Genomic DNA, 21,172 nt, shown 5'->3' on the forward strand with positions numbered 1-21,172 from the left:
GATGACTGCCGAGTCGGAACCGACCAGTGTCCTCAGCGGGCGTGAGGCGTCGAGACCGGGCGTCGCGCGGCGGACGGTGCTCATCGGAGCCGCGTGGTCGCTCCCTGTCGTCGCCGTCGCCGTCGCGACCCCGGCAGCGGCGGCTTCGACCGCCGCGCTTGGCCGTTTCGTGATCGAGACCATGCAGGGCGGCACGTGGGTGAACCCCGACTACTACGGTGCATCGCTGCAACTCCGCAACGATGACACGCAGGCCGCGTCGCTCCCGGTCGCCGACATCACCAGCGGCACGGTCACGGTCACGTTCGCACTGGCCGACGCCGGAACGCTCGCTCCCGTCGTGATCGCCAACGCCGGCGGCTCGAGCCCCACCGTCCCCGCACTCCCGAACACGGATCCGACCTGGACCGCCGCCGGCGTCTCGGACAATGGCGACGGCACCGTGACGTACACGCTCGCCTACGCCGGAAGCCTCCCGGGGCAGGGGGTGACGCACGTGACGTTCGGCATCCTCGGCCCGACGCCGCTGCACTCCGGGGTGTCGGTCACCGTGACGTCGACCGGCAGCCCCACCGACGGGTTCGTGCACACGCGCACCGCCACCCTGTTCTGAGAGATTCGCGCGAAGGCGCGGTGTCTGTCCGCGCAGGGCCGCGAACATCGTACGGTGGAGGCATGGTGAACAGACGTGCAGTGGTGACAGGTGCGAGCTCGGGCATCGGGGAGGCGACGGTGCGCGCGCTCCGTGCGCGTGGATGGGACGTCGTCGGCGTGGCGCGACGCGAGGACCGGCTGTCCGCGCTCGCCGCAGCCACCGGGGCTTCCGCCATCGCGTGTGATCTGACCGACTCCGCCGCCGTCGACGCTCTCGTCGAGCAGCTCGCCGCGTCGGGGCCTGTCCACGCTCTCGTGCAGGTGGCCGGTGGAGCGCGCGGCACCGACCGCATCGAGGACGCCGCGGTCGAGGACTGGCAGTGGATGTTCGAGGCGAACGTGCTCGCGACTCAGCGGCTCGTGGCGGGGCTGCTGCCGCTGCTGCGCAAGGCCGCGTCGGCCGACGGTCACGCCGACACGATCTTCGTCACCTCGACGGCCGCGCAGTCGGCGTACGCAGGAGGCGCCGGGTACAACGCGGCGAAGGCTGCAGAGGCGATGCTCGTGCGGGTGCTGCGTCAGGAGCTGAACGGCGAGCCCATCCGCGTCGTCGAGGTCGCGCCCGGCATGGTCCACACCGAGGAGTTCACCCTGAACCGTCTCGGTGGGGACTCCGTGGCCGCCGAGGCCGTGTACGCCGGGGTCGAGGCACCTCTCGTCGCCGACGATGTCGCCGACGTGATCGCCTACGCCCTCGAGTCGCCCGGGCACGTGAACCTCGACCTGATCACGATGCGACCCGTCGCCCAGTCGGCCCAGCATCTGCTCGCGCGCGGCCCCTGCGTGTGCGATCCATCGACTGACGATGGCGCGATCACTCGCCGAGCTCGCGGCGGATGGCCGGATCGATCCGGGCTGGACGCAGGCGCTCACTCCTGTGCAGGACGTGATCTCCGCACTCGGTGACCGGCTCCGTGCCGAGCAGCAGGCGGGGCACGGCTACCTGCCCGCCGGGGAGAACGTGCTCAGGGCGTTCCAGCGGCCGCTGTCCGACGTGCGGGTGCTGATCACGGGCCAGGACCCGTATCCCACGCCGGGGCATCCGATCGGTCTGTCGTTCGCTGTCGACCGCGACGTGCGCCCGCTGCCCCGCAGCCTCGCGAACATCTACAAGGAACGCGAGAGCGACCTCGGGATCCCGCCAGCGCCGCATGGCGACCTGACGGCGTGGAGCGACCAGGGCGTGCTGCTGCTGAACCGCGTGCTCACCGTCCGTCCAGGGGCTGCGGCCTCGCATCGCGGTTGGGGCTGGGAGAAGGTGACCGAGCTCGCGATCCGCGCGTTGGTCGCGCGTGATCAGCCGCTCGTCGCCGTGCTGTGGGGGCGGGACGCGGCGAATCTGCAGCCGATGCTCGGGTCGACGCCCGTCATCGCCTCGGCGCATCCGTCTCCGCTCTCGGCGAGTCGGGGCTTCTTCGGCTCCCGCCCGTTCTCCCGCGCGAACACCCTCCTCGAAGAGCAGGGTGCCGCGCCGGTCGACTGGAGGGTGGAAGGCGAAGCCCCTCCGTCTCTAAGCTGAGCGCATGCAGTTCGAACCGGGGGACCGTCGTCGCGTCCTCCCGCGCCATCTGCGCCCTGATGTCGCGCCGGAGGTGTTCTCCTACACGATCCGCGCCGCTCGGCCCGCCGACCTTCCTCATGTGCGGGAGATCTACAACCACTTCGTCAGCAACTCGGCGGTCACGCTCGACGAGCGGCGCAGCAGCATCCCGTACTGGCGCGAGAAATATGCGCTGCTCACCCGGCTGCAACTGCCGTTCCTCGTCGCGGTCTCACCGGCCGGCGTGGTGATCGGATATGCGCTCGCACAGCCATGGGCGGGCAAGAACGCCTACAAGTACACGGTGGAGGACTCGATCTACCTCGGGCCCGGCGCAGGCGGCAAGGGCCTCGGCGCGGTGCTGCTGCAGGCGCTCATCGACGCGTGCGAGCAGATCGGACTCCGAGAGATGGTCGCGGTGATCAGCGACCGCGGAGCCGAGGCGTCGATCCGCCTGCACGAGAAGCTCGGCTTCGTCGAGGCGGGACGGATGGGGCGGGTCGGGCACAAGTTCGGCCGCGACCTCGGCACCGTCTACATGCGACGTGCGCTCACACCCACAGGGAGACGACGGGGCTCGCTCTTCGGCGCCCGACGCTGACACCCGCCGAGAGCCTCAGCGATCCGGGATGACGGGGATCGCGGCGAGCAGCGTCTTCGTGTAGTCCTGGGTCGGGTGCAGGAGCACGTCCTGCGTCGGGCCGCGCTCGACGATGTGCCCGTCCTTCATCACGACGACCGTGTCGCACAGGTTCTGGACCACCCCGATGTCGTGCGACACGAGCAGGAGCGTGAGGTCGGTCGTCTTCCGCAGCTCGATCAGCAGTTCGAGGATCTGCGCGCGCACCGTCACGTCGAGGGCCGACAGCGGCTCGTCGCCGACGAGGATGCGTGGTCGATGCACGATCGCGCGGGCCAGGGCGATCCGCTGCCGCTGACCGCCAGAGAACTCATGCGGATAGCGGTCGCCCGCGTCGGACTCGAGCCCGACCTGCGCCAGGACCTCGCGCACCCGCGCACGATGGTCTCCGTCGATGCCCAGCGCCCACAGCGGTTCCCGGACGATCTGCCCTGCGGTCATCCGAGGGTCGAGCGAGGCATACGGGTCTTGGAAGACCAGTCCGGTCTCGCGGCGCAGCCAGTGCAGCGACTTCGCCGAGGCGGTCGCGTCCACGGGGCGACCGTCGATCGACACCGTGCCCGCCGTCGGCCGATCCAGGCCCAGCAGCAGCCGGACCAGGGTCGACTTCCCCGATCCCGACTCGCCGATGATGCCGACAGACGAGCCCTCCACGACGTCGAGGTCGGTCGGGGCCAGCGCGGTCTGCGTGCGCGTGCGTTCGAACGTCGCGCGCTTCGGGACGAAGAAGTCCCGACGCAGACCCCTGGCTTCGATCAGGCTCATGCGACACCGCCGTCCGGCCGCCACAACGTCGCCGTCGCATCGCGGAGAAGACCCTGCGTGATCGGAGACGCGGGCGTCGAGAGGAGCGTGTAGACGGGGGCGGCCTCCACCACACGGCCGTGTTCCAGCACGACACCTTCTGTCGCGACCTGTGCCAGCACCGCGAGATCGTGCGTGATGAAGACGAGCGACATGCCCTCGTCGGCGACGAGGGAGAGCAGCAGCGACAGGATCTCGGCCTGGATCGTGACGTCGAGGGCCGTCGTCGGCTCATCCGCGATCAACAGCTTGGGTCGGCAGGCGAGCGCCATCGCGATCGCGACGCGTTGCCGCTGGCCGCCGGAGAGCTGGTGCGGATACCTGTCGACGATGGTCTCCGGATCGGGCAGTCGCACGCGCGCGGCCTCCCGGATCGCGCGCTCTCTGCCCTCTCTGCGGCCCAGACCTTCGTGGATGCGGATCGACTCCGCGATCTGCCTGCCGACGGTGCGGATGGGATTCAGTGCGGTGCGCGGTTCCTGGAACACGATGCCGATGTCGTCGCCGCGCAGCTTCGCCAGTTCGCTGTCGGGCATTCCGATGAGTTCGATGCCGTTCCAGCGGATGCTGCCGCTCCTCGCGGTCGCCCCGTCGGGGAGCAGACCCAGCACGGCGAGGGCGGTCAGCGACTTGCCCGATCCGGACTCGCCGATCAGGCCCAGTCGCGCGCCGTCCGGAACCTCGAAGGAGATGCCGTCCACGACGCGGCGCCCGTCGATCTCGATCACCAGATCCTGCACGGAGAGACTCATGCGACCACCCCGGAGTGTGGATCTCGGCGGCGCGGTGCCGCAGGGTGGGGTCGGTCGCTTCACGCAGCCCGTCGCCGAGGAGGTTGAGGGCGAGCACCGTGATCGTGATGGCGAGTCCTGGCCAGATCACAGACAGCGGATGCACGCCGATGTAACGCTGCAGATCGGCGAGGAGCAGACCCCAGCTCGGTTCGACCACCGATGCGCCGAAACCGAGGTACGACAGGCCGGCTTCGGCGAGGACGGCCACGGCCATCGACCACGACAGCTGCACGATGAACACCGGCGCGACGTTGGGCAGCAGGTGCCGCACGAGGCTCTGCGACGGGTGAGCCCCGCCGCGCGGGCGGCCAGCACGAAGTCGCTCTGCTGCACGCGACGCAGTTCGGGCCTGGTGACGCGGGCGATGTTCACGCCGAACCCGATGCCCACCGCCCAGATCACGACCCAGAGCGAACCGCCCCACACCGAGGAGATCATCATCGCGATCAGCAGGACGGGGAAGGCGATCAGGATGTCGACGAGCACCGCGACGGTCTCCCGCATCCATCGTGCGGTCAGGGCGCCGAGAGCCGCCAGCGCGATGCCGACGAGTGTGGCGACGATCCCGGCGCCGACGCTCACGAAGACGGTCGTCCTGGCGCCGGCCATCAGCAGGCTCAGGATGTCGCGGCCGGTGTCATCGGTGCCGAGAAGGTGCGGCCAGCTCGGCGGCAGCCAGCGGTCGCCGATGTCCGAGGACTGAGGGTCGAACGGGGTCCAGAACAGCGCCACGACGGCGGTGAGTGCGATCACGGCGACCACGATGACGCCGAAGCGACCTGTCGAGGTGCCCCAGAGCCTGCCGAGCCAGCGCGGCATCATGCGGCCTCCCGTTGACGGGGGTCGATCGCACGGTGCAGGAGATCGACCAGGAAACCCACGATCAGCACGAAACCGGTCAGCACGAGGAGCTCGCTCTGCACCTTGATGAGATCGCGGGTTCCGACGTCGGCCACCAGCATGCGGCCGATACCGGGGAGGGTGAACAGCTGCTCGATCACGACCGACCCCACGATGATGCCGGCGACCTGGAGCCCGAGCACCGTCACGATCGACAGTCCGACCGCGGGGATCCCGTGCTGGATCAGCGCACGCGTGCGGGTGAGTCCCTTCGCGGCGGCGGTGCGGACGAAGTCCTGCCCGGCCGCCTGGAGGGTCGCACTGCGGACGAAGCGCATGAGCATCGCCCCCTCCACGATGCCGATCGTCAGCGCCGGCAGCAGCAGGGACTCGATGGCCTGCCAGGGTGTGGACCAGCCGGTGCGGGGGAAGCCCTGCGGCGGGAACCAGCCCAGCCACACGGAGAACACGACGATGAGCATCATGCCCGCCCACACGACGGGCACCGCGGCCAGCGCCTGAGCACCGACACTGAGCGCTGTGCCGCCGCGACGACCGCGGAGGAGTGCGGCGAGGATGCCGAACGGGACGGCGATCAGCACGGCGATGAGCAGCGACATGATGCCGAGGGGCACGGTGACCTGGGCCTTGAGGAGCAACTCCTCGCTCACGGAGGCGCCCGAGAGGAGCGAGGTTCCGAGGTCGCCTCGGAAGATGCCGCCGATCCAGTCGGTGTACTGCGCGAACAGCGGGCGGTTCAGGCCGAGCGACTCGCGGAGAGCGTCGACCTCGGCCGGAGAGGCCTGGGTGCCGGCGATCAACTGGGCGACGTCACCGGGGAACACGCGAAGGGTGAGGAAGATGAGCACGCTCGACACGAGGAGCCCTGCGATGAGCAGGGCTCCTCGGACGAGCGTGTAGCGGATCACGGAGGTGTCGTCGCCGATTACTTCTCGGCGGAGACGGTGACTCCGGCGAGGTTGATGCGCGAGTTGATCGAGTCCTCAGGGAAGCCGGCGACGATCGGGCTCACCGCGGTGATGGTCTCGCCGTTGTACAGCCAGTCCGCCGCGTGGTCCTCAGACACGATGCGCGCGGCCTGCGCGAGGAGCTCGGCGGACTTGTCCGGGTCGACCTCCGCGAGCGCCTGCGCGTACAGTTCCTGCACCTCGGCGTTGTCGTAGCCGAAGTAGTAGTCGGGGTTGGCGAAGTTGCCGAAGTCGCGCGGCTCGACGTGCAGCACGAAGCTGAGATCGTAGTCGTGGTTGGTGTACACGTCTTCCAGCCAGGTCGGGAACTCGACCGAGTTCACCTCGAGGGAGACGCCGACCTTCTTGAAGTCGGAGATCAGTACCTTCGGCACGGTCGTTCCGTAGAACGAGGGGATCGTGAGCGTGAGGTCGAGGTTCTCCTGGCCCGCTTCGGCGAGCAGCTCCTTCGCCTTGTCGGGGTCGTAGGAGATCACATCCGACAGGTCTTCGTAGCCGGGGTCGAGTTCCGGGATCGGTCCGTACAGGGTCGTCCCGGCTCCGACCGCTTCGATGAGGGCCTCGTGGTCGATGGCCAGCCGCAGCGCCTCGCGCACGCGGACGTCGTCCAGCGGTGCCTTCTTGTTGTTGAAGGCGAGCGTCGCCTTGTCGGTCGTGCGGCCCTTCGTGAGTGCGAAGTCGCCGGAATCCTCGAGCTGCGGCGCGAGGTTGGGGTCGACTGCGGTGAGCACGTCGACGTCGCCCGCGAGTGCGGCGTTGACGCCGGCCGTGAAGTCGGGGATGTACTGGAACTCGACCTGGGCGACGCCTGCTTTCTCGCCCCAGTAGTCGTCGTTGCGCGCGAAGGTGATGGTGCTGCCCTTGTTCCACCGGGTCAGCGTGAAGGGCCCGGTGCCGTTCTCCGCCGACTTGAGGTCGGTCGTGTCGCCGGTCTTGAAGACCAGCCCGGCGGGCCCCGTCAACGCGAACAGGAAGTTCTGGTTCGGAGCGGCGAGGACGATCTGGACCGTTGTCGCATCCGGCGCGGTGATCGATGCGACGGAGGCGAAATCGGCGTTGCCCTGCACCGTCGCGTCCGTGCGGACCGTCTCGTATGAGGAGACGACGTCGGCCGACGTGAGCGCCGTCCCGTCGTGGAACGCGACACCGTCGTTCAGGGTGAACGTGTACGTCAGGCCGTCGTCGGACACCGTGTAGTCGGAGGCGAGGCGGCCCTCGATCTCGTTCTCCTGAGTGCGGCTGACCAGACCCTCGTAGATGTTGTCGATCAGGATCTGCTCGAGGGCGGCGCCGCTGGTGTGGCGGATGTCGAGGTTGGTCGGCTCCAGGACCAGGCCGACGTGCAGGGTCGCATCGGGGTCGGGCGCTCCCGTGGTCGTCGACGGCTGCGGCGCGGAAGAGCCTGCGCAGGCGCTGAGCACCACCGCGGTGGCTGCGAGCGCGGATATCAGCGCGAGACGTCGGGTGCGTCGGAACATGGGGTGTTTCCTCTCGGTGCGGCAGATGCTGTGTGCCGTTGGATCGAGCCTAGAGTTGCGTGGCGGGGTGCGGGTCGGGTGTGGAACGAATCGTCATATTCCGCGCGCGGCGGACGCGGAGCCGATGAGCGAGGCCAAGGGGACGGGCGCCGTCTCCTGGACGTTGTGCGTCGCCTCCAGGGTGATGAGGCGCGCGGAGGGGACACGGCGCTGCAACTCGGCGGCATCCGATTCGCTCACGAATCCGCGCGCCGCGCGGACCAGCGTGAGCGGGGCCTCGACACCGGCCAGGTCGTCCCACCCGGTCTCATGCAGCGCCGACGGTGTCGCGGAGGGTCCGGGGTCGTGGGCGGCGAGGGACTGCGCGGCGAGATGTGCGAAGTGATGCTTCCATTCGATGCGTCCGTCGGGGCGCACGCGCGTGTTGAGGAAGACGCCGCGTTCGGTCTCGGGGCGGCTGCCGCCGAAACCGAGCGACATCGCCTTGTCGACGAGCTCATCGCGAGTCGCGAAGTCGGTGGGGCCCTCGTAGAACGCGCGGAGGGCGGCAGGACCCGCGGTCACATCGATTCCCGGAGTGATGTCGACGATCACGAGCTCCGACACCAGGTCGGGGCGTGACGCGGCGAGCGCCGCACCGGTGAGGCCGCCGAGCGATTGTCCGACGACTAGCTGCGGCGGAAGCGACCAGGCTTCGAGGGCTTCGGCCACGTCACGCGCGAGGGTTCGCGGTGTGTAGTCCTGGTCGTCGCGCCACGAGGAATCTCCGTGACCGGCGAGGTCGATCGCGAGCAGCGGCTGTCCCAGAGCGAGGGCCGTGGTGTCCCAGGTGTGTGCGTTCAGGCCCGCGCCGTGCAGCAGCGTCACGTGCGGAGTGTCCGTGCCGAAACGGAGAGCGCTCAGAGTGCGTCCGTCGGCGAGGGGGAGCGTCAGGCGCTCCACCGGGGGGAGGGGGACGCCGAGTGCGTCGGCCTGTGCGGGAAGATAGCTGAACTCGCTGTTGTCGATCGCCACGTCCACATTCTGCGCCCTTGCGACATCGCGAGAGAAATGCGAGAGCAGAGTGCCCATCATTGATGCGTAACATATGCGCTTTATGCGTGCTGTTCACCGTCATGTCTTGTCTTTCTGCATTCCGCGTCATCGCGCCAGGTGGGCCCGTGCGGACGGACGGCGAATATCATGGAGGCATGAGCGAGACGCGTGTGCACCTGTCCAAGACCGAGCCTGCCGCCTATCAGGCACTCGATGCGTTCTCCAAGACGGTCGGACAGATCTGCGCCGCGAACGGCATCGACGATCGCCTCAAGGAGATCGTCATGATCCATTGCTCCCAGCTCAACGGATGCGCCTATTGCGCGCGGATCCACGTCGATCGCGCCGTCGCGGCCGGCATCGACACCGACACGCTCACCCAGATCCCGACCTGGCGTGAAAGCGGCGTGTTCAGCGAGCGGGAGCGCGCGGCGCTCGAACTCGCCGAGGCGTTCACGTTCATCTCCGAGGACGGTGTCTCGGATGAGGTCTACGACCTGGTCGGCAGCGTGTTCACAGAGAAGGAGTACGCGGCTCTGAGCTGGGCCTGCGTCTCGATCAATGCGTTCAACCGTGTCGTGATCGCCGGACGCTACCCCGTCCCGGCACGCGCACCGAAGGCCGAGGTATGACCATCCTCGATGTCGAGGGCGTGACGAACGTCCGCGATGTCGGCGGCATCCCCACGGCGGGCGGACGCATCCGTTCCGGTGTCCTGCTGCGGTCGGGTCAGCTGTCCGGCGCGACGACGAGCGGAGCGGCGATGCTGCGTGCGAACGTCGCGCACATCGTCGACCTCCGCGACGGCGAGGAGGTCGCGGCGGAGCCGACCGAGATCGAGGGCCCCGACACCACGCACCTTCCGCTGTTCCTCGGGTCGGTCCGCTCTTTCTTCGAGGCGGACACGAGTCTCGATGAGCTGTATCTGCACCTGCTCGAGGAGAGCGGAGATCGCATCGTCGACGCGATCCGGATCATCGCGGCGGGGGAGCGGACCCTGGTGCACTGCACGGTGGGCAAGGACCGCACGGGCGTCACGGTGGCGCTCGCCCTCTCTGCGGTGGGTGCCGAGAGGGAAGCGGTGATCGCCGACTACGCGCTCACCGAATCGCAGCTCCCCGCGCAGCGGTCGCAGCGCATCGCCGAGTATCTGCGCACCCAGCATCCGGAAGCGGTGCACGCGGTGGCTCTCGCGACGCAATCGCCCGCGCCGGTCATGCGTCATCTGCTCGAAGAGGTCGATGAGCGATGGGGATCCGCCGCGGGGTACCTGCGCGCCAACGGGATGACCGAGGAGGAACTCGCAGCGCTGAGGGCCGTCCTCGTCGAGCCGAGTGAAGGCGGCGCCCCCCACGAACACTCCTCGCAGGAGCAAGGTTAGGCAAGCCTTCTCTTGGTGTACGATGGAGGCATCATGAACACCTCCCTCGAGACCCGCAGCACGCGAGCCGAACGCCGCGCGGCCCGTCAGCGGGCGCACCACCTGGTGACGGCAGACGAGCAGTCGCTCGCCGAACTCGAGGTGTTCCTGACGACGCTGCCGCTCTGCGCATCCGGGCGCATCTTCATCGAGGTGCCCGAAGTCGCCGATATCGGAGTGATCCAGGCGCCTGGCCGCATGACCGTCACCTGGCTCGCCCGCGAGCAGCGTTCCGGAACTCCGGGAAGCGGTCGTTCCTGCGCACCAGGGCAGGCCCTGGCCCGCGCGACCTGCGCCTGGGCCGACGAGATGATGTGCGACGACGAGATCGAGACGCATGTCACCCTGCTCGGCGGCTACCTCGGCACCGCCGACATCGTCGAGCACCTCACGAGCTCGCTGGAGATCTCCCCGGCGCTCATCCAGGCCCCCGAGCGCTTCGGCCTGCTGCCCGCCCCGCACTGAGTCGCACCGCCGATCGCGGTCAGCGCGTGCGCCGCACGTAGTTCCCGTCTTCCAGACCCGCTTCGATCTCGAATCTGTTGCGCAGCGGATCACGCCCCGCGAACAGATACAGGACGGGCATCAGGAAACCGTAGCGGAGCCACTGCGCCTTGTGCACGGCCTCGTGGCGGAGCACGGCATCGCTCGGACGCTCATCTCCGGTCAGGAAGCAGCCACCGACGCACACCCCGCCGCGATTGAAGGTCCACGCGGGCATGCCGCGGAAGATCCAGAGTCCTGCACGGCGCTCCACGGGACCGGTGCTCCACAGCGAGCCCCACAACCACCCCACGGCGGTGCCCCACGCGTAGCCGAGGCGGCTGATCGGCGACCGCAGCAGGAATGACGGGATGCGAAGGTCGGCCCGCCGTCCGCGGGCGAGTGCCTCGTCGGCAGCAGGGCGCCAGTCCGAGCGCGGGGTCACGCCACGGCCCCGACCAGGCGCAGCAGGGCACCCAGGTCATCGACGGCATCGGCGGGCGACCGGGGGCGAAGCCCGCGATCGTCGCGCCCGCCAGCGGGATCTCCGCACGGAGGACCCGGATCGCCGTGGCGAGTGCTGCCGGAGAGAGGCCGAAGGGCACCGCGGAGGAGACCCCGGAGAAGTCCGGCGGATCGAGCACGTCCACATCGATGTGGACCCACGCACGCGCGGCGCCGGTCCCGCGCACGGCTTCGAGCAGCGCATCGGGTCGGTCCAGGTCGGCGACCGAGAGGTTCGTCAGCGGGTCGAGCTGCGGGACCTCCGCGTCGTCGAGATTGCGTACCCCGACCGTGACGACGCGCTCGGCGGGGATCGCGGGGAGAGCGCGAGCTGCTCCTCGCCATCGCCGAGCAGCGCGCAAGGCCATGCCGGAGAAGGCGCCGGACGGCGAGGTCTCGGGCGTGTGCATGTCGGCGTGGGCGTCGCACCAGACGACCGCGAGATCGCCCGTGCCCCCAGGGAGGGCGTCGAGAGCCGCCACCGTCACGCTGCAGTCGCCGCCGATGACGACGGTGTCGGCGTCGATATGACCGTGGACGAGTTCGCGCGTGCGCAGCAGAGCGCTGAGGCGACGGACGCCGGTGCCGAGGGATTCTCCGGCCTCGACCGGCACCTCCAGCACCGTCGTCGCCGCACGGGGAAGGTCACCGGCGATCGCGGAGGCGCCGTCGATGAGGAGCATCGCGCGCGGCGCAGGAGACCCCTGCCACTGCGGGACGACGAGGAATCGCACCATGGGTGCCTCCGGGAAGAAGAGCGCGGATGCCCCGAGCGAGCAGCCCGGGGCATCCGCTGATCGTGTCAGTTGCCTTCGATGGCCTGACGGGGAGCGCTGCCGCCGGCCTTGAGCTCGGCGAGACGGGCCTCGACCTCGGTGAGCTCGCCGAGGTCTTCCAGGCTCTCGAACTGCGCGTCGAGGCTGGACGCTGCCAGCTCGATCTTGCCCTGCGCGATGGCCTCCTGGCGGCGGACCTTGTCTTCGAACCGGCCCAGCTCGCTGGTGGGGTCGAGCACGTTGATCGACCCCACCGCGTCCTGCACCTTCGTCTGCGCCTCGGCGACCTTGGCGCGGGCGAGGAGCTCGCTGCGCTTGTTCTTGAGTTCGACGAGCTTGTCCTTCATGCCGTTCAGGCCGCTCTTGAGCTTGTCGACGATCTCGGTCTGCGCCGCGATCTGCGGCTCGGCACCGGTGGCCTCGCGCTCGGCGCTGATCTGGCGCTGGAGGGCGATCTTGGCGAGGTTGTCGAACTTGTCGGCATCCGTGGCGTCGCCGCTGGCGCGCATCTCGTCGGCCTTGCGGCTGGCGGCGAGCGCCTTGTTGCCCCACTCGGTCGCGGCCTGGACGTCTTCTTCGTGATCGCGCTCGAGGAGGCGCAGGTTGCCGATGGTCTCGGCGATCGCGGACTCCGCGTCGGCGATGCTGTTCGTGTAATCGCGAACCAGCTGGTCGATCATCTTCTGCGGGTCTTCCGCAGAGTCCAGCAGAGAGTTGATGTTCGCGCGGACGAGGGTCGAGATACGTCCGAAGATGGACTGCTTGGTCATGCGTGGTTCCTTTCAGAGGGCGTCTTCGAGAGCTTGTCGTATGTGTCTGTGTAGGGGATCAGAAGCGTCTACCTCCGGATCGACCGCTGCGGCCGCCTCCGCCGCGGGAACCGCCGCCGCCGAAGCCGGAGCTGCGGAGTCCGCCGCCCCTGACGAGCGCCAGCCGCTGCTGCCGCTCCGCCGCGACGACCCGCCGCCACCGCCGGCGAGCAAGCCGCCGATGATGCCGCCGAGGATGTCGCCGCCGATTCCCGAGCCGCCCGACGACGAACCCGAGCCGCCGAAGAGGCCGCCCCACCCGTCGTCGTCGCTGCTCGGACGGTAGGACTGCACGTCGGACTGCGCGGCCGACGTCGCCTGCCCGGCAAGGGCCAGGGCGCGGTTCGCCTCGGACAGTGCGGCCTCCGGATCGGTGGCGCGCAGGTTCGCGGCCTGGGCGAGGCTCGCCTCGGCACTCGCGAGCCGGGTGCGAGCGGTGGACCCGACCGTGCCGCGGCGGGTCTCGATGAACTCGCGGGCCGCGCGGATCTCGGAGTTGGCCTGGGCGAGGGTCTGCTCGAGCATCTGCTGCACACGACGCGAGCGCTCGACGCCCTCGCGGCCGCGGGCGATGGCGGCGTCGATCTGGGTGTTCGCAGCCGTGAGGGCCTCGAACGCGCGCTGCGGGTTGCGGGGAGTACCTGCGAGATCCGCCTGTGCGAGTTGGAGCTGGCGGGCCGTCGCCGACGCCGCGGCGGCGATCGTGCCATCGGCATCCGGGAGCTGCTGCGCGGCGGCGAGGTCTCCCTGCAGCTCGGTGACGAGTGCCTGCGCTTGAGTCTCGATCCCGGCGAGTTCGCTGCCGAGGGTGGTGACGGCCTGCGCGAGTTGAGCGGCCTGCGCGACGGACTGCTCTGCGGTGCGGATCGCGAAGGCCGCTTCGCCGGATCGACCGGCGGCGATCGCCTGAGTCGCGGCGGCGATGGAGCGATCGGCCAGAGCCGCCCGCTCCTGTGCCTGCGCCGGGTTGTCCGCGATCGTGCCGAGCGCGTCAGGAGCGTAGGTCGCCGACAGCGTCGCCAGTGCGGGCGCGGCGGCCGCGAGCACGGGATCGAGCGCCGCGCGTTCGCCTCGTACGCGTTCGAGCTCCTGAGGCGCGTTCTGCTCGAGCTTGCGGAGCGCGTCGAAAGCCTCGGTGTTGTCGTCCAGCACGTCGTCGATCTCTGCCGCGATCTGGATGATCCGGATATGCCACGCGCGTCGGTCGTGGATAGTGTCCTCGATCTCGTCGTCCAGCTTCTGCTGGAGATCGAACGCCTCGGCGATCTTCGCCTTCGCCGCCTCGACGACACGGGTGAACTCCTCGGTGGCGCCTTCTCCGAACTGGGCGACCGCGAAGCCGAGCTCCTCCTTGCTGGAGGTGATCGCGTCGTCGGCCTGTACGAGGGCGAGCCCCGCCTGCGTCTCGACCTGCTGATCGGTGAGCGTGGAGAAGGGATCGGCGGGATCGGGCTTCTCCGGCATGGCGCCACGCCTGCGGACCTCGGCGTTGCGGCGCGACCGCCGCACCAGCGCGATGATGAGCCAGAGGAGCAAGCCGACGGCGATGATCGCGACGACGATCAGGACCGTGCGGATCGCCCCTGCGCCGCCGTCGCCCTGGATCTCGTCGGCGGCGAGGGTGATGGCGCCTACCCAGTCGCCGTCGGCGGCGAGGGGGACCATCTTCTCTTCGATGTCGTCGAGCTGGCCGAAGCTCAGCGGACCGTCGGCAGGAGCGGAGATGTAGTAGTTGCGGCCGTCGACGGCGATCGCGAGCAGGTACTGGTCGGTGCCGAGGTTGTTCGCCTCCGCTACCGTGTCGGCCCACTCGACGTTGTCGCTCGGGTTCGTGAAGTCGTCGACGAGCACCACGAAGAGGTCGGCCGTGGAGTTGTCGGTCAGCTCCTGGAGGCGCGCCTCGACCGTCGCCTCCTCATCGGCGCTGAGCACGTCGGCCTGATCGGTGACGAACCCGGCGTCGAGCGTCACCGGGTCGGTGGCGGAGGCGGCGGATGCGGAGAGCGTCCCCATCGCGGCGGCCAGTGCGAGTGCGGCCAGCGCGAGCCACCGTTTCGTCATCGTGTTCCCTCCGACCGGCAGCCGAGCCCCATGTCACGAGTCTATGCACAGACCACGACACGCGACAGCTCCGGGCCCCTGATCACCGTTCGCCGTCAGCGGAGGCACATACGCTGGAAGGCATGGACGACATGTACGGTTCGGATGTGCTGGCACCCGGCTGGCGCGACCGCGGTGCGAAGCAGGTGGCGCAGGTCGCCGCAGAAGCCGATCTGGTCGTGGAGGTCGCCGACGACGGGTTCTGTGGTGCGGTCACCCGGGTGCACGGCGGCACCGTGGAGCTGGAGGATCGCCTCGGCCGCCGACGGCTGTTCCCGCTCGGGGGCGGTTTCCTCATCGACGGCGCTCCGGTCCGACTCGTGGTCCCCGCGGCGAAGGAACAGGGACCACGGCGGACGGCATCGGGCTCGTTCGTCGTCTCCGACCAGCGCGCACGGGTGGCCCTCCCCAGTCGCATCCTCGTCGAGGGCAAGCACGACGCCGAGCTCGTCGAGAAGGTCTGGGGTGCCGATCTGCGCGTCGAGGGAGTCGTCGTCGAGTTCCTGCAGGGCATCGACCTGCTCGACGAGCTGCTGGCGGCCGAGCCCCCAGCGCGACGCGTCGTTACGGCGTCCTGGTGGATCACCTCGTGCCGGGGTCGAAGGAGACACGGATCGCGCAGGCCATCGCACGCGGCCCGCACGGGAGGCACCTCCGCATCGTCGGGCACCCGTTCGTCGATGTCTGGCAGTGCGTGACCCCGCGCGCGCTCGGCATCGAGAAGTGGCCCGAGATCCCGCGCGGCACCGACTGGAAGACCGGGATCTGCCGGGCGTTCGGCTGGCCCCACGAGACCCAGGGCGACACCGGGCGCGCCTGGCAGCACATCCTGTCGAAGGTCACCACGTACCGCGACCTCGAGCCGGCGCTGCTCGGCCGGGTGGAAGAGCTCATCGACTTCGTGACCGCGCCGGCGACCTGAGTCCGCCGCGTCAGGGAGCGAGGACCGACGACGGCGGCGGCTACCCTGGAATCATGCCCGAACCCCGTACCTTCCGTGACGAACCGGTGTCGTTCGTGCGCCGCAGCGGCCGGATGTCCGACGCTCAGGAACGCGCCTTCGCCGAACTCGGGCCGCACTATCTGCTCGACGTCCCCCGCGACGTCGCGTGGACGTCGGTGCACCCCGAAGCGCGCCTCGACCCTGTGACCGAGTACGGCCGGGAAGCCGACCTGTACGTCGAGATCGGCTCGGGGCAGGGCCACGCGATCGTGGCGGCCGCATCCTCCCGACCCGATGACGACTTCCTCGCGGTCGAGGTGTTCCGCGCGGGTCTGGCCAGGACGATGCTCGACGCCGACCGCGAGGGAGCCCGCAACCTGCGCGTCGTCGAGGCGAATGCGCCGGAAGTGCTTTCGTCGTACCTGCCCGAGGCTGCCGCACGCGAGGTCTGGATCTTCTTCCCCGACCCCTGGCACAAGAAGAAGCACACCAAGCGGCGCCTGGTCCGTGCCGGGTTCGGCGACACCGCGGCGCGGGCTCTGCGCGACGGCGGGTTGCTGCGACTCGCGACCGACTGGGAGGACTATGCGCTCCAGATGCGCGAGGTGCTCGACGCCGAACCGCTGTTCGAGCGCGCCTTCGAGGGGGAGTGGGCAGAACGCTTCGACGGCCGCGTGATGACGGCCTTCGAACGAAAGGGCATCGCCAAGGGGCGAGACATCCGCGACCTGGTCTATCGGCGCCGGGCGCGCCCGTGACCGAGGTGCGGCGCGCCACGACGACGAGGCTGCGCATCCTGCCCGCACTGCTCGTGTGCGCCGCGGCCCCGGCGTTCTTCGTGCTCGAGATCCCGTGGCTGGGGTGGGCGCTGCTGGCGCTCGGCATCGGTGCCTCGTGGCTGCTCGAGCGCGGCCGCCACGCCGAGGATCAGGTCGTGAGCATGGGAGCGCGTCGGGATACCGCGAAGGTGCTCGGCGTGCATCGCCCGCCCTCGCTCACCCGCGACCTGTCCCTGATCGCCGTCGGTCTGCTGATCGTCAGCATCATCCCGCTCGCCGCCGAGCTCGACAACCTCGCGATGCTGCGGTTCACGCTGGCTCTGGGCGGGGCGGTCGCGGTGCCGTATGCGATCTCCCGGTTCGTCTACCGCGACCGTGCCATCGGCTTCCCGTGGCGGACGCATCGGCGCTGGGGTCGGCTGCAGTGGGGCTGGCTCGTGGCCGTGCTCGTGTTGGGCTGGCTGATCCTGCCGTTCTACTTCATCACCAGCGGGGTCTACCAGAACTGGCCGGTGGTCGACACGCCGGACCTCATCGCGCGCCTCTTCGTCGGCGTCGGCGCCGTCGGCATCTGGGACGAACTCTTCTTCATCTGCACGGTGTTCGCCCTCCTGCGCCGTCACTTTCCCGACCTGCTCGCGAACCTGCTGCAGGCGATCGTGTTCGTGTCGTTCCTGTGGGAGCTGGGCTACCGCGAGTGGGGACCGTTGCTGACGATCCCGTTCGCGCTCCTCCAGGGCTACATCTTCCTCCGTACGCACTCGCTCGCCTACGTCGTCACCGTGCACCTGCTGTTCGACGCCGTGGTGTTCGCCGTGCTCGTGCACGCACACAACCCCGGCCTCCTGCCGATCTTCCTCGTCTGAGGGGCGGCGAGAGCTCAGGTTGCCGAGCGGTCGTGGGGACGAGAGAATCAGGCCATGCTCATCGTCGGACTCGTCCTCGCCGCAGCCGCCGCTGCGTTCCACGTCTTCATCTTCGCGCTCGAGTCGCTGAGGTGGACCGAACCGGAGACGAGGAAGATCTTCGGTGTCGCGAGCGAGGCGGACGCCGTCACGATGAAGCAGCTCGCCTTCAACCAGGGCTTCTACAACCTCTTCCTGGCGCTGACGACGCTGCTCGGCATCGGCCTGGTGATCGTGGGCGCGCAGACGGTCGGGCTGACCCTGGTGTTCGCCGGCACCGCCATGATGCTCGCCGCCGCGCTCGTGCTGGTGCTCTCGGACCGGACGAAGGTGCGTGCGGCCGCCATGCAGGGGACGCTCCCGCTGCTCGCGGTCGTCGTGACGGCCATCGGGGTGGCCGCCGGCTGAGAGCCGTCCCATTCCCGGGGTGACAGCCGCGCCGGTACCCGTCACACTCGATGCATGGCCGACTGGGTGCTGCACGTGGACATGGATCAGTTCATCGCCGCCGTCGAGGTGCTCCGAAGGCCGGAGCTCGCAGGGCGGCCGGTGATCGTCGGCGGCCGTGGCGACCCCACCGAGCGCGCCGTCGTGTCCACCGCATCGTACGAGGCCCGCGCATTCGGCATCGGCTCTGGCATGCCGCTCAAGATCGCCGCCAGGAAGGCCCCCGAGGACGCGGTGTTCCTCCCCGTCGACCATGAGGCGTACGGGATCGCCTCCGGGGAGGTCATGGCAGCGCTGCGTGCCCTGCCCGACGTCGTGGTCGAGATCGTCGGTTGGGACGAGTGCTTCCTCGGCGTCTCCACCGACGATCCGGAAGGGGTCGCGCGCGCCGCGCAGGCCGCTGTCCTCGAGGCGACGGAACTGCACTGCTCGGTCGGCATCGGCGACAACAAGGTGCGCGCCAAGATCGCGACCGAGTTCGGCAAGCCCGGCGGGATCTTCCGGCTCACCGCGGAGAACTGGTTCGAGGTGATGGGCGCCAAGTCGACCCGTGATCTGTGGGGCATCGGCTCGAAGGTGCAGAAGCGTCTGGCCGCGCACGGGATCGCCACGGTTCGTGACCTCGCCGATGCGGACGAGCAGACTCTCATCGCGGAGTTCGGACCGCGCATGGGTGTCTGGTATCACGGACTCGGATCCGGCCTGGGGCCGAGCGTCGTGGACGACACCCCCTGGGTCGCCCGCAGCCACAGCCGTGAGACGACGTACCAGGAGAACCTCACCACACCCGAACAGGTCGAGTCCGCGGTCCGGGAGCTCGCCGTGCAGGCGTTCGACGACTGCGCGGCGGAGGGCCGACCCGTCGTCCGTGCGCACCTCAAGGTCCGCTACGCGCCCTTCGAGACCAAGACGTCCGGCCGGAAGCTGCCGGCCCCCACCGGCGACCGGGACGAGTTCGTCGCCGCGGCGCTCGCACTCGCGGCCGCCCTCGACGTCGACCGGGAGGTGCGTCTGCTCGGCGTGCGTGCGGAGATGACGATGCCCGACGCGGCGGACGACGTCGAGCGGACACCCGTGCGCGGGAGGATCTGAGCGATCGGGCGGCCCACGGCAGGTGAGCTCGACCGGCCGGGCTCACCCGCGGATCACCGCGGCCACGGCACTCACCTCGATGAGCGCCCCCGGTACTCCCAGACCCGCCACGAGCGCCGCCGTGACCAGGGAGGTGCGCCGTCGCGTGCGAGTCTCGCACCGACGGCGCCGTACGCGGCGCGAAGGTCGGCATCCTGGTGGATCAGGACGGTCCAGCTGATGACGTCGTCGAGTCCTGCGCCAGCGGATTCCAGCGCTATGCGCGCGTTCTCCACGGCGCGGAGCGACTGCTCTCCGGCATCCGTGGAGACGACGGCACCGGTGGCGTCGACCCCGTTCTGGCCGCCGACATAGATCGTCGTCGCTCCGGGCGGCACGACGGCGACGTGACTGAACGCAGGGCTGACGACGAGCCCCTCCGGCTGAGTGAGTGTGATCTCCATGTGCACACTCTGCTCCGGAGGACGGACAACGGTAACCCCGATGTCGCGGGGATCAGAACCGCAGCAGGACCTTGCCCACGCGTCCGGGGGCATTGCTCGCCTGCACGGCGGCACGGATGTCGGCGGCGTCGAAGGTCGCAGCGACCGGAAGGGTCAGCGTGCCGTCGCCGATCCGCTGGAACAGTTCGCCGAAGAGCTCGCTGCGGACGGCGGGCTCGAGCTGCGGGATGACCTTGCTGCCCCAGAATCCCTTCACCGTCGCCTGTTTGAAGATGACGTCGGAGGAGGCGATCTCCATCGTGGGGAGTCCATGGCGCCGAAGGCCACGAGCGTGCCGCCCTCCGCGAGCAGGGAGAGCACGTCTCCGGCGGAGGAGCCGCCGACGGAGTCCACGCCCGCCACGATCGGTGCTCCGCCGGTGAGCGCGGCGACCTGCTCGCGCCAGTCGTCCTGATCCGTGGCGACGACATCACCGATGCCCTGTGTGCGGAGTTCGTCGACCCCCGCGGTCCGTCGGACGAGGCCGAGGACCCGGACACCGCGTGCGGCGCCCAGTTGGGCGAGCATGCGCCCGACCGCCCCGTTCGCCGCGTTCTGCACGATCCACTCGCCCGGCTGCACGTCGAGGAAGCGCAGCAGGGTGATCGTGCTGAACGGCATCGACACGAGCTGGGCCGCGCTCTCGTCCGGGAGGGAATCGGGAACGTGGATCAGGCCGGCGGCGTCGGCGAGGAAGTACTCCGCCCACGCGCCGAACGTGCCTCCGGTCGCCACGCGCTGACCGACGGCGAGGTGCTCGACCCCGTCGCCGAGAGCGTCGACGATGCCGAGCGCCTCGGTGCCGGACGCGGCGGGCAGTTCCGGGGTGAAGCCGTACGTTCCGCGGACCGTCCACAGGTCATGGTTGTGGATCGGGGAGAGCAGCGTCCGAAGACGCACCTGGCCGGCGCCCGGCACGGGCAGCGGACGCTCCTCGACGTGGAGGACCAGCTCGGGATCACCGAACGTCGGATGGATGAGTGCGCGCATGGGGTTTCCGTTCTTTCGTGAGAGTTCAGGGGTGTCGGCGGCGCGGGCGGACGAGGCGATGCCGGCGCTCACGCGCTGGAGCCGTTGCGTGATGTCGTGCAGCTCGGAGATGAGAGCGCGGCGATGCTCGTCATCGTCAAGGCCGGCGGCCTCGGCGACGACGGCGTGGATCGGAGCGACCTCGGCTCGCAGCTCCTGGCCTCTGGGCGTGAGTCGCACGGCGACCACCCGCTCGTCCGCGGCGCTGCGCGTCCGTGACAGGAGCCCTGCCTGTTCGAGGCGACGGACGAGGGGCGACAGCGTGCCGGAGTCGAGGCGCATCACCTCGCCGAGCGAGCCGATCGTCTGCTCTCCGTCGAGCCACAGTGCCGCGAGCACGAGGTATTGCGGGTACGTCAGGCCCCAGGGAGCGAGGAGCGCGCGGTACGCCTGGGTGGTGGCCCGAGTGGCGGAATAGAGGGAGAAGCACACCATCTCGTCGGTCATGGCCATGAAAGAAGCATCGCACACAAGTGAGTTGTGCACAACCCAAAGCGCGGATGGCACGACCCACCCGCGCGGGGTGAGCGATCGCATGCTCCGGCGCACGCTCGCTGTACGCTCGGGGCCATCGAGCACCCTGGAGGCAGGTGAGCACTGTGAGACGACCACCGTGGCTGTTCAGCACG

At 69.5% G+C, this 21,172-nt stretch carries 20 protein-coding genes and 5 pseudogenes; 12 read left to right on the plus strand and 13 right to left on the minus strand.

The window, feature by feature from the left end; all coding sequences use genetic code 11:
- Position 1: 1 nt before the first annotated feature.
- The 4 genes from K1X59_RS08020 to K1X59_RS08035 all read left to right on the plus strand — a co-directional run bounded on the left by K1X59_RS08020 (position 2) and on the right by K1X59_RS08035 (position 2,795).
- A complete protein-coding gene (locus K1X59_RS08020; RefSeq protein ID WP_220174115.1) occupies positions 2 to 613 on the plus strand; it encodes a hypothetical protein in 612 nt (203 codons plus the stop codon).
- A 62-nt stretch (positions 614 to 675) separates the two neighbouring features.
- Complete coding sequence (locus tag K1X59_RS08025; RefSeq protein ID WP_258567179.1) at positions 676 to 1,560, plus strand: SDR family oxidoreductase; 885 nt, start codon at positions 676 to 678, stop codon at positions 1,558 to 1,560.
- Complete coding sequence (locus tag K1X59_RS08030) at positions 1,460 to 2,173, plus strand: uracil-DNA glycosylase (RefSeq protein ID WP_183152410.1); 714 nt, start codon at positions 1,460 to 1,462, stop codon at positions 2,171 to 2,173. Before K1X59_RS08025 ends, K1X59_RS08030 begins: the two co-directional genes overlap by 101 nt.
- Before the next feature lie 4 nt (positions 2,174 to 2,177).
- Positions 2,178 to 2,795 (plus strand): GNAT family N-acetyltransferase, encoded by a 618-nt coding sequence (locus K1X59_RS08035; protein WP_183152411.1) that lies wholly within the window; start codon positions 2,178 to 2,180, stop codon positions 2,793 to 2,795.
- A 15-nt stretch (positions 2,796 to 2,810) separates the two neighbouring features.
- On the opposite strand, the gene K1X59_RS08040 is transcribed toward K1X59_RS08035, so the two are convergent.
- The 6 genes and pseudogenes from K1X59_RS08040 to K1X59_RS08065 all read right to left on the minus strand — a co-directional run bounded on the left by K1X59_RS08040 (position 2,811) and on the right by K1X59_RS08065 (position 8,759).
- Positions 2,811 to 3,599, minus strand: coding sequence for an ABC transporter ATP-binding protein (locus K1X59_RS08040; protein WP_220174116.1), 789 nt, complete (start codon positions 3,597 to 3,599; stop codon positions 2,811 to 2,813).
- Positions 3,596 to 4,390, minus strand: a complete 795-nt coding sequence (locus K1X59_RS08045) for an ABC transporter ATP-binding protein (protein WP_220174117.1) — start codon at positions 4,388 to 4,390, stop codon at positions 3,596 to 3,598. Before K1X59_RS08045 ends, K1X59_RS08040 begins: the two co-directional genes overlap by 4 nt.
- A gap of 10 nt (positions 4,391 to 4,400) precedes the next feature.
- A pseudogene (locus K1X59_RS08050) lies at positions 4,401 to 5,254 on the minus strand (ABC transporter permease); the annotation flags it as partial.
- The gene (locus tag K1X59_RS08055; protein WP_220174118.1) at positions 5,251 to 6,201 is read right to left on the minus strand and encodes an ABC transporter permease; all 951 of its coding nucleotides are present in this window, start codon (positions 6,199 to 6,201) and stop codon (positions 5,251 to 5,253) included. The gene K1X59_RS08055 and the pseudogene K1X59_RS08050, both read right to left, overlap by 4 nt.
- 17 nt (positions 6,202 to 6,218) lie before the next feature.
- Positions 6,219 to 7,739: an ABC transporter substrate-binding protein gene (locus K1X59_RS08060; protein WP_183152413.1), complete on the minus strand. Its 1,521-nt coding sequence runs from the start codon at positions 7,737 to 7,739 to the stop codon at positions 6,219 to 6,221.
- A gap of 93 nt (positions 7,740 to 7,832) precedes the next feature.
- Positions 7,833 to 8,759, minus strand: coding sequence for an alpha/beta fold hydrolase (locus tag K1X59_RS08065; RefSeq protein ID WP_244632521.1), 927 nt, complete (start codon positions 8,757 to 8,759; stop codon positions 7,833 to 7,835).
- Between the two features lie 170 nt (positions 8,760 to 8,929).
- Here K1X59_RS08065 and K1X59_RS08070 point away from each other — a divergent pair, with 170 nt between their 5' ends.
- Genes K1X59_RS08070 through K1X59_RS08080 form a run of 3 tightly spaced genes read left to right on the plus strand, consistent with a single transcriptional unit; the run spans position 8,930 to position 10,659 of the window.
- Positions 8,930 to 9,406 (plus strand): carboxymuconolactone decarboxylase family protein, encoded by a 477-nt coding sequence (locus K1X59_RS08070; RefSeq protein ID WP_183152784.1) that lies wholly within the window; start codon positions 8,930 to 8,932, stop codon positions 9,404 to 9,406.
- A complete protein-coding gene (locus K1X59_RS08075; protein ID WP_183152415.1) occupies positions 9,403 to 10,155 on the plus strand; it encodes a tyrosine-protein phosphatase in 753 nt (250 codons plus the stop codon). Before K1X59_RS08070 ends, K1X59_RS08075 begins: the two co-directional genes overlap by 4 nt.
- Positions 10,156 to 10,188: 33 nt before the next feature.
- Positions 10,189 to 10,659, plus strand: coding sequence for an SIP domain-containing protein (locus K1X59_RS08080; protein WP_183152416.1), 471 nt, complete (start codon positions 10,189 to 10,191; stop codon positions 10,657 to 10,659).
- Between the two features lie 19 nt (positions 10,660 to 10,678).
- Here the strand turns inward: K1X59_RS08080 and K1X59_RS08085 are convergent, their stop codons facing one another.
- From K1X59_RS08085 to K1X59_RS08100, 4 genes and pseudogenes are all read right to left on the minus strand, one after another.
- Positions 10,679 to 11,122, minus strand: coding sequence for a Fe-S oxidoreductase (locus K1X59_RS08085; protein ID WP_183152417.1), 444 nt, complete (start codon positions 11,120 to 11,122; stop codon positions 10,679 to 10,681).
- A gap of 121 nt (positions 11,123 to 11,243) precedes the next feature.
- Positions 11,244 to 11,918, minus strand: a pseudogene (locus K1X59_RS08090) (arginase family protein); the annotation flags it as partial.
- Between the two features lie 65 nt (positions 11,919 to 11,983).
- Positions 11,984 to 12,727 (minus strand): PspA/IM30 family protein, encoded by a 744-nt coding sequence (locus K1X59_RS08095; RefSeq protein ID WP_183152418.1) that lies wholly within the window; start codon positions 12,725 to 12,727, stop codon positions 11,984 to 11,986.
- A gap of 12 nt (positions 12,728 to 12,739) precedes the next feature.
- Positions 12,740 to 14,827: a YgcG family protein gene (locus tag K1X59_RS08100; RefSeq protein ID WP_220174119.1), complete on the minus strand. Its 2,088-nt coding sequence runs from the start codon at positions 14,825 to 14,827 to the stop codon at positions 12,740 to 12,742.
- A gap of 122 nt (positions 14,828 to 14,949) precedes the next feature.
- On the opposite strand from K1X59_RS08100, the pseudogene K1X59_RS08105 reads away from it, so the two are divergent.
- The 5 genes and pseudogenes from K1X59_RS08105 to K1X59_RS08125 all read left to right on the plus strand — a co-directional run bounded on the left by K1X59_RS08105 (position 14,950) and on the right by K1X59_RS08125 (position 19,032).
- Positions 14,950 to 15,788, plus strand: a pseudogene (locus K1X59_RS08105) (DUF3097 domain-containing protein).
- 53 nt (positions 15,789 to 15,841) lie between these two features.
- Positions 15,842 to 16,567, plus strand: coding sequence for a tRNA (guanosine(46)-N7)-methyltransferase TrmB (gene trmB / locus K1X59_RS08110; protein ID WP_220174120.1), 726 nt, complete (start codon positions 15,842 to 15,844; stop codon positions 16,565 to 16,567).
- Positions 16,564 to 17,454, plus strand: coding sequence for a CPBP family intramembrane glutamic endopeptidase (locus tag K1X59_RS08115; RefSeq protein ID WP_183152421.1), 891 nt, complete (start codon positions 16,564 to 16,566; stop codon positions 17,452 to 17,454). Before trmB ends, K1X59_RS08115 begins: the two co-directional genes overlap by 4 nt.
- Before the next feature lie 54 nt (positions 17,455 to 17,508).
- On the plus strand, positions 17,509 to 17,901 hold the full coding sequence (locus K1X59_RS08120; protein WP_183152422.1) for a DUF1304 domain-containing protein: 393 nt from the start codon (positions 17,509 to 17,511) through the stop codon (positions 17,899 to 17,901).
- 54 nt (positions 17,902 to 17,955) lie between these two features.
- The gene (locus tag K1X59_RS08125) at positions 17,956 to 19,032 is read left to right on the plus strand and encodes a DNA polymerase IV (RefSeq protein ID WP_183152423.1); all 1,077 of its coding nucleotides are present in this window, start codon (positions 17,956 to 17,958) and stop codon (positions 19,030 to 19,032) included.
- A gap of 71 nt (positions 19,033 to 19,103) precedes the next feature.
- Here K1X59_RS08125 and K1X59_RS08130 read toward each other — a convergent pair whose 3' ends face one another.
- From K1X59_RS08130 to K1X59_RS08140, 3 genes and pseudogenes are all read right to left on the minus strand, one after another.
- Positions 19,104 to 19,475, minus strand: a complete 372-nt coding sequence (locus tag K1X59_RS08130) for a RidA family protein (protein ID WP_244632522.1) — start codon at positions 19,473 to 19,475, stop codon at positions 19,104 to 19,106.
- 52 nt (positions 19,476 to 19,527) lie between these two features.
- Positions 19,528 to 20,504: pseudogene (locus tag K1X59_RS08135) on the minus strand (zinc-binding dehydrogenase).
- A 246-nt stretch (positions 20,505 to 20,750) separates the two neighbouring features.
- Positions 20,751 to 21,080, minus strand: a pseudogene (locus K1X59_RS08140) (MarR family winged helix-turn-helix transcriptional regulator); the annotation flags it as partial.
- Positions 21,081 to 21,172 lie beyond the last annotated feature (92 nt).

This window comes from Microbacterium sp. Se5.02b (assembly GCF_019464375.1).
Taxonomy (GTDB): Bacteria; Actinomycetota; Actinomycetes; order Actinomycetales; family Microbacteriaceae; genus Microbacterium.

Coding starts and splice junctions, on each gene's coding strand:
- K1X59_RS08100 (WP_220174119.1), bottom strand. CDS start 14,827: ATGACGAAACGGTGGCTCGCGCTGGCCGCACTCGCACTGGCCGCCGCG.
- K1X59_RS08060 (WP_183152413.1), bottom strand. CDS start 7,739: ATGTTCCGACGCACCCGACGTCTCGCGCTGATATCCGCGCTCGCAGCC.
- K1X59_RS08125 (WP_183152423.1), top strand. CDS start 17,956: ATGGCCGACTGGGTGCTGCACGTGGACATGGATCAGTTCATCGCCGCC.
- K1X59_RS08075 (WP_183152415.1), top strand. CDS start 9,403: ATGACCATCCTCGATGTCGAGGGCGTGACGAACGTCCGCGATGTCGGC.
- K1X59_RS08025 (WP_258567179.1), top strand. CDS start 676: ATGGTGAACAGACGTGCAGTGGTGACAGGTGCGAGCTCGGGCATCGGG.
- K1X59_RS08130 (WP_244632522.1), bottom strand. CDS start 19,475: ATGGAGATCACACTCACTCAGCCGGAGGGGCTCGTCGTCAGCCCTGCG.
- K1X59_RS08070 (WP_183152784.1), top strand. CDS start 8,930: ATGAGCGAGACGCGTGTGCACCTGTCCAAGACCGAGCCTGCCGCCTAT.
- K1X59_RS08120 (WP_183152422.1), top strand. CDS start 17,509: ATGCTCATCGTCGGACTCGTCCTCGCCGCAGCCGCCGCTGCGTTCCAC.
- K1X59_RS08035 (WP_183152411.1), top strand. CDS start 2,178: ATGCAGTTCGAACCGGGGGACCGTCGTCGCGTCCTCCCGCGCCATCTG.
- K1X59_RS08030 (WP_183152410.1), top strand. CDS start 1,460: ATGGCGCGATCACTCGCCGAGCTCGCGGCGGATGGCCGGATCGATCCG.
- K1X59_RS08045 (WP_220174117.1), bottom strand. CDS start 4,390: ATGAGTCTCTCCGTGCAGGATCTGGTGATCGAGATCGACGGGCGCCGC.
- K1X59_RS08080 (WP_183152416.1), top strand. CDS start 10,189: ATGAACACCTCCCTCGAGACCCGCAGCACGCGAGCCGAACGCCGCGCG.
- trmB (WP_220174120.1), top strand. CDS start 15,842: ATGCCCGAACCCCGTACCTTCCGTGACGAACCGGTGTCGTTCGTGCGC.
- K1X59_RS08040 (WP_220174116.1), bottom strand. CDS start 3,599: ATGAGCCTGATCGAAGCCAGGGGTCTGCGTCGGGACTTCTTCGTCCCG.
- K1X59_RS08020 (WP_220174115.1), top strand. CDS start 2: ATGACTGCCGAGTCGGAACCGACCAGTGTCCTCAGCGGGCGTGAGGCG.
- K1X59_RS08095 (WP_183152418.1), bottom strand. CDS start 12,727: ATGACCAAGCAGTCCATCTTCGGACGTATCTCGACCCTCGTCCGCGCG.